Origin of the sequence: Sporosarcina limicola (genome assembly GCF_014873855.1) — a bacterium.
GTDB classification, from domain to species: Bacteria; Bacillota; Bacilli; order Bacillales_A; family Planococcaceae; genus Sporosarcina; species Sporosarcina limicola.
The window spans coordinates 110,400-122,195 of record NZ_JADBEL010000007.1 but is presented as its reverse complement, the minus strand read 5'-3'; the positions used below and the strand labels follow the sequence as shown (position 1 = coordinate 122,195).

The window sequence follows — 11,796 nt, the reverse complement described above, 5'->3', positions numbered from 1 at the left end:
AAAAAGGCGTTTCCTTGCAGGAGTGATCCCAGCATTGGAAACGCCTCTTCATATTCTTTCTCAGTCAGCACGAACCTCGCGCAAAATAAACATTGCAATAAAAGTGGTCGCCATAAAAACGCCGCCCATTAAAAGTAACATACCCATAGTGGATTCCCTCCTTAAAAACGCTAAAATGAAACTAATCTATCCATAAAGTTAATCTTCAATCAGTGGGGGTCCCTATCCCCCACTGATTGTTAGTTTAACCATTCGGGCTTTAAAGCGGAATCGAACTATATTCCGCAAGCTCTTCGGGCAGTTGATCCTCCACTTAGTCTTCTTGTTTCCTCGAAGACTTGAAGTGGGAATCTTACTGCCCATTAATGCGGGATAATCCTATTTTAACATGAAATGCTCAAAGTTTCGAGATAACTTTCAAAACAATATCCGTCGAATGGCGAGCCGCAATAGGCAAGAACTCATCGAAGCTAATGGATGATTCTTTTCCAGCGATATCCGATAGTGCGCGAATCACGACAAACGGTGTTTCAAACTGATGGCAAACTTGCGCAACAGCCGCCGCTTCCATTTCCGCTGCAATCATCGTTGGAAATTGACCTCTCACTTGTTCCACATGCGCTGCATCACTCATGAAGGTATCACCTGATGCAATCAGTCCTGTATCATGCGCATGTATTCCGATTTCTTCAACAGCGCTCCGTGCAATTTCAATTAGCTTTGGATCTGCAAGATACGCCGCGGGTTGTCCTGGAACCTGACCATGCTCGTAGCCGAACGCTGTGACATTGACGTCATGATGACGCACTTCGTCAGAAATGACGATTGTTCCAACTTCGAGCGATTCTTTAAATCCACCAGCCGAGCCCGTATTCAACACGACATCTGGTTTGAAGTTGTTCAATAAAAGCGTCGTCGCAATCGCAGCATTCACTTTACCAATCCCACTTTTCACAAGGATGATAGTATGTGTTCCGATTGTCCCTTCAATAAATTCACAACCTGCAATCGTTGTCACATGTGCCGACTCGATTTCATCACGTAAAAGTTCTACTTCTTCTTCCATTGCACCGATTACTGCTATCTTCATAAAATTCCCTCCACTTGTTTACAGCAACTTAAAAGATTGATTTAGATTAATAGTCAAATTCTAATGTGTTCAGTACGTCCATCTTCACTGGTTGCCAGCCTTGGCCGTCTACCCATTCAAGATAGACACGGTATTTATCAACACTATCCCTGGATGAAACAACTCCAACAGCTTTCTGTGGGTTCCCCCCATTCTTGATTTTCCAGAAAATCATTGAATCTTGTGGCAGTCCAGTGGCGTAAGCAAGCGCTTGTTTCTTCTCGTTCCAATCGACCGATGCACCATCGTATTGCGATACATGATTGCCTGTTTGCGTTGTACCAACTGGTTGCCATGCTGTATCGACGACCGTTTCAGAAATAACCGCATCACCAGATGGAATATATGTAACCGTTCCTGGATCTTCACTGTCAGAATCCGTTTTTCCTTTATCTGTAGCATTTTCCGGCTTCGTTTCTTTTGACTTGTCAGCACCTTTGGCAACGGTAGAATCCGATTTACCCGTGTCCTTCGATGTTTCTTTATCCTCGGTCGAATCTTCTTTGTCCATACTTAGATTTCCATCCGATTCATCGGCTTTCTTTTCGTCATCTCTCTGTATACCTTCAGGATTTCCTTCCCCAACAGGCGGCTTTTTACCGTCTGCTTGTCCGTCATCCTTGTTACCGAGGAAAATTGGTGTTGCCAGAACAACGATAAGTACAACGACAATACAAATGAGGATGTTCAATACATTATTGGGTCGGTTTCGTCCTTTTTTACGACTAACTCTTGAAAAGTCAGGTTCTCGTTCCGTCATACGCAATCATCTCCTATTCCGTTTTGTTGGATACTTTATAGGTATTGGACGTTTTTCTATAGATCTAGTTTCATTGTTGAAAAAACCGCCCTCAAACGAGAAGGCGGCTATCATTGTTTCATTTTATCCCAATAATTGAAACCATCATTTCTCCACCTGGAGTCATGATTTTAACCTCATCGCCTTTAGAACGACCGATAAGTCCTTTAGCAATTGGTGAATCGTTGGAAATAAGGCCTTCAATTGGGTTCGCTTCAGCAGATCCGACAATCGTGTACGTCTCTTCATCACCATCTGGTAATTCTTTGAATGTAACCGTTTTCCCCAGTCTCACTTCGTCTGTATTCAGCTCGTCTTCTGTGATAATTACTGAATTTCGAATCATTCCTTCAAGATTCGAAATTTTGCCTTCTAAGAATGCCTGATCTTCTTTAGCGGAATCGTATTCTGAGTTTTCCGATAGGTCGCCGTAGCTACGAGCTATCTTAATGCGTTCTACTACTTCTTTACGTTTGACCGTTTTTAAGAATTCAAGTTCTTCTTCCATCTTTTCTTTACCTAATGCTGTCATTGGAAATTTCTTTTCAGTAATCATTAACTAACACCACTCCTTAAATTACAGTTCACAAAATAATATGCCGCTCCTCTTACAGGTATGCGACATAATATTCTTTGTATAGAATTCTGTCATCATCATATTACAATTCCGTTCTAGATTCAAGAATTGTTTTTATTTTTGTAACTATCAGGTCGATTGCCACCCCATTATGGCCACCTTCTGGAATGATTATATCTGCATATCCCTTCGTTGGTTCAATAAACTTGTTATGCATCGGACGAACGACAGACAGATACTGCTCAACGACGGATTCAATCGTTCTGCCACGCTCCTTGATGTCACGCATAATACGGCGAATGATGCGCAAATCAGCATCAGTATCGACGAATAACTTAATGTCCATCAGTTCACGTAACCTTGCATCTTCGAGAACTAGAATTCCTTCCAGAATGATAACATCTTGTGGTTCGATGGTAATCGTCTCATCGGAGCGAGTGTGTAACGCATAATCGTACACCGGTTTTTCAACACGTTTCCGATCAAGAAGGACTTGGATCTGGCTAATTAATAAATCCGTGTCAAATGCCAATGGATGATCGTAATTCGTTTCCAATCGCTCTTCAAATTTTAAATGGGCTTGATCTTTATAATAATAATCCTGTTCGATAACAACGACAGAGTGCTCTTTGAACACGTCATAAATTGAATCGGTTACACTTGTCTTTCCAGATCCCGATCCACCTGCAATACCGATGACGAGAGGTTTTCTTGATTTCATACTCAAACTCCCCTAACTCATGAGCCTATCCCGTTAACAAGAACATCTACCCATTGTTTCCTCATTTTTTCACAGCAATCAACAGACCGTCTCCTATAGGAAGCAAGGACGCTTCATATTCGGAATGAGCCATAATCCACTGTGTAAACTCCTTTAAATTGCGTATCATTGTGCGATTGCGTCTCGGTATTTCCTCAATTTCATGTAACACAACGCCATGCATGAACATGTTATCACAGTAAATGACACCTCCTGAGACAATCACAGGCGAATACTTTTCGAAGAAACGCTGATATTGTCCCTTAGCAGCATCGATGAAGAGTGCATCGTATGTCTGATTGAAAATTTCAGTTGATTTCGTTAGAAGAGCATCGGCTTCAATGATATGAATACGGTCAACAAGCGACTTTTTCTCGATAAATTCAACCGCTTTCGTGTACCGTTTTGTATCCCTTTCAATCGTCACGATGGTCGTTTTCGGTAGTGCTTCAGCAATCCGAATAGCGGAATAGCCGATTGCACTACCGATTTCCAAAATGCGCTCCGGATTTTGGATACGCAATAGACCAATAAATGTCTCGATACCAACACAATCCATAATCGGCACATGATGTTCTGCCGCATAGTTCTCCATGTCCTTGATGAATGAATCTGAATCCACCTTGAAACTTGCTACGTATTGTTCGTACTTATCCATTCCGATTATCTCCTGTTCAGGTATCTCACTTACCGGATAAATAAAGCTCTTTATTTTTCAAATGCTGCTCATAAGTATCAGTGAAATGATTAATGCCTTCTTTGTCTGCTAGGAAAAAGATGTAATCTGTCTTGGCGGGGTCAATTACCGCTTCGAGCGACGACTTGCCTGCTCCGGCAATTGGTCCAGGTGGCAATCCTTTGTTTTGGTACGTATTGTAAGGGTCCTTCACTTCTAAATCTTTATAGAGGACACGGTCTTTGTGTTCTCCAAGTGCATAAAGAACGGTTGGATCCGTTTGCAGCGGCATATCGACCTTCAACCGATTATAGAATACACTCGCAATCGTTTCCCGATCCGACTGGACTGTCGCTTCCCGCTCTAGAAGAGAGGCAAACGTCATTAGCCAATGTACCGATTTCTCTTCAGTTTGGAGATAATTTAAATAGGGGGTCACATTTGTTGCCGTTGCTCTAACCATCGAATCTACAATCGTTCCCACTGAGGGCTTTTTCTCGAAAAAAGGATATGTGGCAGGGTATAGATAGCCTTCCAGCGGATACTTGATGTTTTCCGCCTTGATATCCTCTGTCAATATGGATGGGAATTTTCCCATTAGCATATTGATTGTCTCTTCATCATTCACATAGGCTAAGAACTCTGCCTGCGGGATACCTGCCCGTTTCTCTACGACTTTTGCAATCTGACTCAAGGTCAATCCTTCAGGGATGGTAATTGTGAATACAGGCTCTCGATATACTTTTCCTGTCTTCAAACTTTGTATCAATTCATCCGGCGTCATCGCTTTCGACAAATCATACGTTCCCGCTTGGAACTGAGATTCATTGTTGAATTTCGCATAATACTTGAAGAGACGCGCATCTTTGATAATCCCTTTTTTCTCAAGTTGGGCTGCAATCGAAGAGAGTCCGGAACCGCTTGGAATTTCTACTTGGACTATTTCTTCAGAATTCGGGTCAACAGGTTGGAGTGCTCCTGTAATATATTTATAGACAGATCGACCTCCTATAAAACCGATGAGAAGAAGTACAAGTGTAATTCCAAGTACAATCCTTCTAACTACCTTCACTTCTTTTTTCTTTTCACGCATTCGTGTGAACATGACTTCTTTTTTCGAGTCATTCTCCATGCGGAATCCACCTCTTTCACTCGGAAACCTTATCTATATAAGTTAATTTACGTTTTATACTTTTGTTGATTCTACACATACTTGTTTGACGCGTTTATTTCAACTATTCGGGTACAATGAGTCGATAATTTTTCGTTCGATTTATATAATTACACAAAAAACGGAACGGTCTGCACCGTCCCGGCCGTGCACATATGGTTTACTCTTCGTCGTCTTCGTCCTCTTCTGCAAGGAACGTATTCAACATCTCTTCAATCATTTCCCACTCGGCGTCATCTTCAATCGGCATTAATTCGCCGTCTTCATTGTTTTCTGATGGCATGAATGCAGATGCATGGATTTCAATTTCTTCATCCTCATTGTCTGCGTCGTCTTGATCTAGTATGTGATAAAGTACATATGATTTACCGAATTCCTCTGATTCAAATGTGAAGATAACTTCACATACATGTTCTTTGCCGTGTTCATCTACGATTGTCATTGTTTCTTGTCCGTGTTCCATTCCAATCACCTCATCTATTATTTTTATCAAGATACCCTTGTAGTATCATGATAGCTGCCATCTTATCGATTACAGTTTTTCTTTTCTTCCGGCTTACATCTGCGTCGATCAACACGCGTTCAGCTGCCATCGTTGTGAGACGTTCATCCCACAGGGTGACAGGAAAACCGAATGTCTTTTCCAGAAGCTCCGCATAATTTTCAGATGCTTCCCCTCTTGGACCGACTGTATTATTCATGTTCTTAGGATAACCTACTACAAATCCATTTACTTCGTATTCTTTCACGAGTTCTTGGATTCTTTCCATGCCAAACTGGCCGGCACCTTCATCGATCTTTACTGTTTCAATGCCTTGGGCTGTCCACCCAAGCGCATCGCTGATCGCTATGCCGACCGTTTTGGATCCAACATCCAATCCCATCGTCCTCAATCCGCCTTACCTCCGTTTTCACGGACATAAAACTTCACAAGTTCTTCCAGGATCTCGTCTCGTTCTAGTTTCCGAATCAGATTACGCGCATCTTCGTGACGGGGAATATAAGCTGGATCCCCCGAAAGTAGATAGCCGACAATCTGGTTAATTGGATTATATCCCTTTTCGTCAAGTGCATTGTGCACATGGAGCATGACCTGCTTCACTTCCTGTTCCATTGACTCTTCAGGGAAGTTGAATTTCATCGTCTTGTCGTGTGTATCCATAATCGACACCCCGCTTTCAGATCATCCGTTTTTCATTATACACGATTTGAACTTTTGATTAAAGTATAGTTCTAAATTGAACTATCTCTTAAACCGATTTGACATAATCATACACGGATTGAAGAGCATCATCAAGTTTTGATGCATCTTTCGCACCCGCCATGGCCATGTCTGGACGGCCTCCGCCTTTTCCATCGCATTGCGACGCTACGTGATTGACGATTTTGCCTGCATGATAGTTCCCGGTTTTCAAATCTTCTGTCACACCCGAAACAAGCAGCACTCTACCGTCCACTGCCGCGCCAAGAACAATGACCCCTTTGGACAACTTCTGTTTCGTCTCATCCATCATCTGACGAAGCGCATTGTTATCTTTCACGTCGACTCGTGTTGCTATGACAGTCACGTCCCCAATCTGTTGTGCAGCTACCATAACGTCCGCTAGTTGGCTGTTACCGAGTTTAGCAGATAGTGATTCGTTTTCGCGTTGTAGTTCTTTTATGTCTGCTAAAACGGTACTGATTTTTGTTACAAGGTCTTTCGGATTCGATTTCAGAAGTCCTGCAGCAGTTGTAAGAACCGCTTCTTCTTCTTTGAATACTCGGAACGCCTGTTGCCCGGTAAGCGCCTCAATACGGCGTGTCCCAGCACCGATTCCGCCTTCCGATACGAGTTTGAACAACCCGATGACAGACGTTGAGGATACGTGGCATCCGCCGCATAGTTCCAAAGAATAATCACCAACGGTTACCACACGGACGATATCCCCGTATTTTTCACCGAAAAGAGCCATCGCGCCCATCTCTTTCGCTTCGGCAATTGGTTTTTCTGCGATTAAGACCGACATATCCCGCCAAATTTTATCATTGACGATTTGCTCGATTTGCTCAAGTTCCTCTTTCGTCACTTGACCGAAATGCGAGAAGTCAAAACGAAGGCGATCCGGACCCACATAAGATCCTGCTTGGTTGACATGTTCACCCAGCACCTCTTTTAACGCTTTGTGAAGAAGATGTGTCGCTGTATGGTTACGAATCGTCAGTTTCCTTGCTTCTTCATTTACTTCCGCAACGACTTTAGCGTCTTTTGATAGTTCACCAGAACGAATGATTGCCGTGTGTAAGTTTTGACCGTTTGGCGCTTTTTGGACGTCTTTGATATCGGCAATGAATGCTTCACTACTGATTGTCCCTTTGTCTGCTACTTGTCCGCCGCTTTCTGCATAGAATGGCGTACGGTTAAGGATGATCTGCACTTCATCGCCTTCAGATGCACGGTCGACTAGAATACCACCTTGTAAAAGAGCAACAACCATCGCTTCACATTGAAGCTCTTCGTAGCCGATGAATTCACTTGCATCGTGGATTTCACCGAGAACACCTGATTGGATATGCATGGAATCGACGTTTTGACGGGCTGCACGTGCACGCTTGCGTTGGTTATCCATTTCTTCATCGAATCCTGCGCGGTCGACTGTGACATTCGCTTCTTCTGCGAATTCCTCCGTCAATTCAAACGGGAAACCATATGTGTCATACAGTCGGAATGCGTCCGCTCCCGGTACGACAGATGTTCCAGATGATTTCGCTTGGTTGATTACACCAGAAAGGATAGTCATTCCTTCATTCAATGTTTCATGGAACCGTTCTTCCTCATTTTTTATGACCTTCATGATGAATTCTTTTTTAGCATCCACTTCAGGATAAAAGTCTTTCATAATATCGCCAACAACCGGTACGAGATTGTACATAAATGGTTTGTTAATGCCTAATTGTTTCGCAAAACGGACCGCTCTACGCAACAACCTTCTAAGGACATAGCCGCGCCCTTCATTGGACGGCAATGCACTGTCTCCGATTGCGAAAGCGACTGTACGGATATGATCGGCAACCACTTTGAATGCCATATCCTTTTCTTCATCCTGATTGTATTTTTCCCCTGATACTTCCTCCACTGCACGGATGATCGGCATGAATAGATCAGTATCGAAGTTAGTAGGAACGTTTTGGATGACGGATGCCATACGCTCAAGTCCCATTCCCGTATCAATGTTCTTTTTCGGTAATGGCGTGTACGTATGATCTGGGTTGTGATTAAATTCCGAGAACACAAGATTCCAGATTTCCAAATAACGGTCATTTTCGCCACCTGGATACAATTCCGGATCAGAGAAATCATCGCCGTACGTTGGTCCTCGGTCATAGAATATTTCAGAGTTCGGACCACTCGGACCTTCTCCAATATCCCAGAAGTTCCCTTCCAAACGAATGATACGCTCTTCCGGAATACCAACTTTGTCCCGCCAGATTGCATACGCCTCTTCGTCTTCAGGGTGGATTGTGACGGATAGTAATTCAGGGTTAAAACCAATCCATTTTTCATTCGTCAGGAAATCCCATGCGCGAATGACAGCTTCTTCTTTGAAATAATCCCCTATCGAAAAATTCCCAAGCATCTCAAAAAATGTATGGTGACGAGCAGTTTTCCCAACATTTTCAATATCGTTTGTACGGATTGACTTTTGTGCATTAACAATCCGTGGATTATCAGGAATAATTCGCCCGTCGAAATACTTTTTCAGCGTTGCAACTCCGCTATTAATCCAAAGCAGGGATGCGTCGTCAATCGGTACAAGTGGTGCAGACGGCTCAATCGTGTGTCCATTTTCTTTGAAGTAGTCTAAAAATAGACGACGGATTTCGGTTGAAGTTAACTTTTTCATAAATAATTCCTCCTTGATATTGAAGTACGTCCAGCAGGGGTTTGAACTTTTGCTAGATGAAATTAAAAAAATCCCCGCCCCTAAACAAGGGACGAAGATGTTAGTCTCGCGGTACCACCCTAATTACCGAACAAGTTCTATTCGGCATCTCTGGTTGCCTTAACGCGGCGGACGGCAGGGATAAGCTGCACTCAGGAGTAGCTTTCCGTCAGTCTAACTCGAAAATCCTTTCAGCCAAAGGGACTTCTTTCTGGACGAGTAGACATGCGTACTTTCTCCGTCAACGTGTTACGTGTTATTTCGTATGATTAACTGGATTATAGAAAAGTTCCTGCTGCTTGTCAATCGGAAGATTCAAGATAGCTGTACGGAGTGACGCCATACATACCGATCATCGGGTCGATTTGGATGAAGTTATCCATTCTTAACTCAAAGACTACTGGCTCCAAATCATTCGAATCCGCGGCTGACGGCTTCTCGATTGTCGTATTTGTTTTTCGTTCTGGACTTTCCGTCGCTACCAGTTCAACAACGCCACCCGTTAGTCGTTCCTTCAGCGTTGTCTGTCTCTCCATCTCATCTGTTCGCCCAATACCTGCTTTAAACTCTTCGGGTTCCCCACAGAGAATGAGAAAGTTCTTCGCTCGGGTGATGCCGGTATAAAGCAAATTGCGACGTAGCATTTTCCGATGACTTCGTACGACTGGCATGATGACAATCGGAAATTCGCTCCCTTGCGATTTATGAATCGAACAACAGTAAGCAAGCGTAATCTGATTCAAGTCACTGCGTTCGTAGGTTACTTCAATGCCGTCATAGGAAACGACGAGCAGTTCTTTTTTATCCACTGTCTCTTTCGCTTTAATGATGGCAATGACTTCACCCATATCCCCGTTGAACACATTGCTTTCGGGTTGATTGACAAGCTGAAGGACTTTGTCGCCAATTCGGTAAGTAGCTTCCCCGAAAACGACTTCTTTTCGCTTCGGACCAGGTGGATTGACCATTTCTTGAATCATTTTGTTTAACCCATCGATTCCTGCAGGTCCCCTGTACATGGGTGCTAGAACTTGAATGTCTTTTATGGGATGGCCTTTTGTAATTGCATTTTTGACGATTTGTTGGACCGTGTCTAAAATCTGTTCTCCGTTCGCTTTGAGAAAAGAGCGATCCGACGTTTTTTTGGTAATATCATCTGACCATTCTGACCGTTTGATCATATGTGCCATTTCAATAATTGTTGAACCTGCACTTTGCCTGAAAATTTCTGTTAACTCGACGACGGGTACTTCGCCCGAGTCAAGCATGTCCCGAAGTACCTGGCCAGGTCCGACAGGCGGCAATTGGTCCTGGTCGCCAACGAAAAGGAGTTGCACGTCGTTGGCGAGCGCCTTCAATAGTTGATGCGCCAACCAGGTATCCACCATCGACATCTCATCGATAATAATGAGGCGACCTTCCACTTGCCGTTCCGTTTCCTCTTCCTTCTCCAACCCTGTAAATCCAAGGAGTCGGTGGATTGTCATTGCTGGCAGTCCGGTCGATTCCGACATACGCTTCGCTGCACGTCCCGTCGGAGCTGCTAAAACAATTGGAAACGGTTCTTTCTTTTTCACATACTCTTTTGGGTCAAGCGATAGTCCATGAAGTTCCGCATACACTTCGACAAGACCTCGAATGACAGTTGTCTTTCCTGTTCCTGGTCCACCCGTCAAAATCATAAGTGGCGAATGAAGAGCAGTTTCAATCGCTGCTACTTGCGTTTCCGCATAATTGACACCGAGCCGTTCCTCGACTTCACCAACTGCTTTTCGAATCTCAGATACCGGAAACTGATCCGTTGTATCGTTTTGCTTCAGTCGATCAATTTTCGAGGCGATTCCAACTTCGGAGAAATAAAGGGATGGCAAATAAAGTCTACGCTCTTCCGCAGACAGTTTTCCTTCCTCGACCAGTTCGATAATTGCCTGGGAAATACTTGCAAACGGGATATCCACGCGTTGGCTACTTTCGAGAAGGCGTTTCGCATCGGGTAAAACAGCTTCCGATTTGAGGAATACATGACCATTCGATTGCACCGCCTGGTTCATTGAATGAAGGATGGCAGCTTTAATCCTAGCTGGATGATCTCCTGTGATTCCAAGATTCTTCCCGAGTTCATCGGCACGTAGGAAGCCGACACCCTCGATTTCTTCTATCAGCCGATAGGGATTTTCCGTTAGCTGAGAAATCGCTTCTTCTCGATAGGTTTGATAGATTCGCATGGCAATTTGAGGACCGAATCCCCATTCATTCAATTGGACAATCGTGCGTTCAAGCCCCATATTTTGCTCAAGTACGGTGACGAGTGTTTCTTTTTTTTCAGCAGACAATCTTGGAATTACGTCGAGTACAGCGGGATTATCCATTATTTTTTTAACAGCATCCTTACCCAGCTTTTTCACAATCGTCTCCGCAGTTCGCATGCCAATTCCAGGGAATAGATCCCCTGACAAATAATGAACCAACCCCGTCTCTGTTGCTGGCATCACTTTGGCGAACGTTTGGGCATCAAATTGTGATCCATAGGTCGGATGATTGACGAGTCTACCGGTAAATTTATAATCCTCGTCAGGTGTAAGTTGAGGAAAAGTCCCTTTAACGATGATCTCCTTGTCCTCATACCCGCTGTTCGTTTCCTTCATCTTCAGTTTAACAATGCTAAAAAGGTTGTCGGGATTATGGAAGATCGTTACGACCGGTCTGCCCGATAAAAATATCTCATCCGTCTTTCCTACTTCGCCGTTCACTTCCATTCTTG

The 11,796-nt window shown here is 43.7% G+C and carries 11 protein-coding genes; all 11 read right to left on the bottom strand.

What is annotated here, in order from left to right; all coding sequences use genetic code 11:
- Positions 1-397 precede the first annotated feature (397 nt).
- The 11 genes from mtnN to recD2 all read right to left on the bottom strand — a co-directional run bounded on the left by mtnN (position 398) and on the right by recD2 (position 11,791).
- The gene (mtnN, locus tag H4683_RS08420; RefSeq protein ID WP_192598408.1) at positions 398-1,090 is read right to left on the bottom strand and encodes a 5'-methylthioadenosine/S-adenosylhomocysteine nucleosidase; all 693 of its coding nucleotides are present in this window, start codon (positions 1,088-1,090) and stop codon (positions 398-400) included.
- A gap of 46 nt (positions 1,091-1,136) precedes the next feature.
- Positions 1,137-1,889, bottom strand: coding sequence for a YrrS family protein (locus tag H4683_RS08415; protein ID WP_192598407.1), 753 nt, complete (start codon positions 1,887-1,889; stop codon positions 1,137-1,139).
- Positions 1,890-2,007: 118 nt separating this feature from the next.
- A complete protein-coding gene (greA, locus tag H4683_RS08410; protein WP_192598406.1) occupies positions 2,008-2,484 on the bottom strand; it encodes a transcription elongation factor GreA in 477 nt (158 codons plus the stop codon).
- Positions 2,485-2,587: 103 nt separating this feature from the next.
- Positions 2,588-3,226 (bottom strand): uridine kinase, encoded by a 639-nt coding sequence (gene udk / locus H4683_RS08405; RefSeq protein WP_192598405.1) that lies wholly within the window; start codon positions 3,224-3,226, stop codon positions 2,588-2,590.
- Between the two features lie 61 nt (positions 3,227-3,287).
- Entirely contained in the window at positions 3,288-3,923 is a 636-nt protein-coding gene (locus H4683_RS08400) for an O-methyltransferase (RefSeq protein ID WP_192598404.1), read from the bottom strand.
- Between the two features lie 25 nt (positions 3,924-3,948).
- Complete coding sequence (gene mltG, locus H4683_RS08395; protein WP_192598403.1) at positions 3,949-5,073, bottom strand: endolytic transglycosylase MltG; 1,125 nt, start codon at positions 5,071-5,073, stop codon at positions 3,949-3,951.
- Positions 5,074-5,272: 199 nt separating this feature from the next.
- Positions 5,273-5,575: a DUF1292 domain-containing protein gene (locus H4683_RS08390; RefSeq protein WP_192598402.1), complete on the bottom strand. Its 303-nt coding sequence runs from the start codon at positions 5,573-5,575 to the stop codon at positions 5,273-5,275.
- 10 nt (positions 5,576-5,585) lie between these two features.
- Positions 5,586-6,005 carry a Holliday junction resolvase RuvX gene (ruvX, locus tag H4683_RS08385; RefSeq protein WP_192598401.1) on the bottom strand — a complete coding sequence of 140 codons (420 nt, stop codon included), beginning with the start codon at positions 6,003-6,005 and terminating at the stop codon, positions 5,586-5,588.
- The gene (locus H4683_RS08380; RefSeq protein WP_192598400.1) at positions 6,002-6,274 is read right to left on the bottom strand and encodes an IreB family regulatory phosphoprotein; all 273 of its coding nucleotides are present in this window, start codon (positions 6,272-6,274) and stop codon (positions 6,002-6,004) included. Before H4683_RS08380 ends, ruvX begins: the two co-directional genes overlap by 4 nt.
- Positions 6,275-6,362: 88 nt before the next feature.
- Positions 6,363-8,996 carry an alanine--tRNA ligase gene (gene alaS / locus H4683_RS08375; RefSeq protein WP_192598399.1) on the bottom strand — a complete coding sequence of 878 codons (2,634 nt, stop codon included), beginning with the start codon at positions 8,994-8,996 and terminating at the stop codon, positions 6,363-6,365.
- Positions 8,997-9,337: 341 nt separating this feature from the next.
- Positions 9,338-11,791, bottom strand: coding sequence for an SF1B family DNA helicase RecD2 (gene recD2, locus H4683_RS08370; protein ID WP_192598398.1), 2,454 nt, complete (start codon positions 11,789-11,791; stop codon positions 9,338-9,340).
- Positions 11,792-11,796: the final 5 nt, after the last annotated feature.

Excerpts from the sequence above, each read along its gene's own strand:
- mtnN (WP_192598408.1), bottom strand. The coding sequence starts at position 1,090 with ATGAAGATAGCAGTAATCGGTGCAATGGAAGAAGAAGTAGAACTTTTA.
- H4683_RS08415 (WP_192598407.1), bottom strand. The coding sequence starts at position 1,889 with ATGACGGAACGAGAACCTGACTTTTCAAGAGTTAGTCGTAAAAAAGGA.
- greA (WP_192598406.1), bottom strand. The coding sequence starts at position 2,484 with ATGATTACTGAAAAGAAATTTCCAATGACAGCATTAGGTAAAGAAAAG.
- udk (WP_192598405.1), bottom strand. The coding sequence starts at position 3,226 with ATGAAATCAAGAAAACCTCTCGTCATCGGTATTGCAGGTGGATCGGGA.
- H4683_RS08400 (WP_192598404.1), bottom strand. The coding sequence starts at position 3,923 with ATGGATAAGTACGAACAATACGTAGCAAGTTTCAAGGTGGATTCAGAT.
- mltG (WP_192598403.1), bottom strand. The coding sequence starts at position 5,073 with ATGGAGAATGACTCGAAAAAAGAAGTCATGTTCACACGAATGCGTGAA.
- H4683_RS08390 (WP_192598402.1), bottom strand. The coding sequence starts at position 5,575 with ATGGAACACGGACAAGAAACAATGACAATCGTAGATGAACACGGCAAA.
- H4683_RS08380 (WP_192598400.1), bottom strand. The coding sequence starts at position 6,274 with ATGGATACACACGACAAGACGATGAAATTCAACTTCCCTGAAGAGTCA.
- alaS (WP_192598399.1), bottom strand. The coding sequence starts at position 8,996 with ATGAAAAAGTTAACTTCAACCGAAATCCGTCGTCTATTTTTAGACTAC.
- recD2 (WP_192598398.1), bottom strand. The coding sequence starts at position 11,791 with ATGGAAGTGAACGGCGAAGTAGGAAAGACGGATGAGATATTTTTATCG.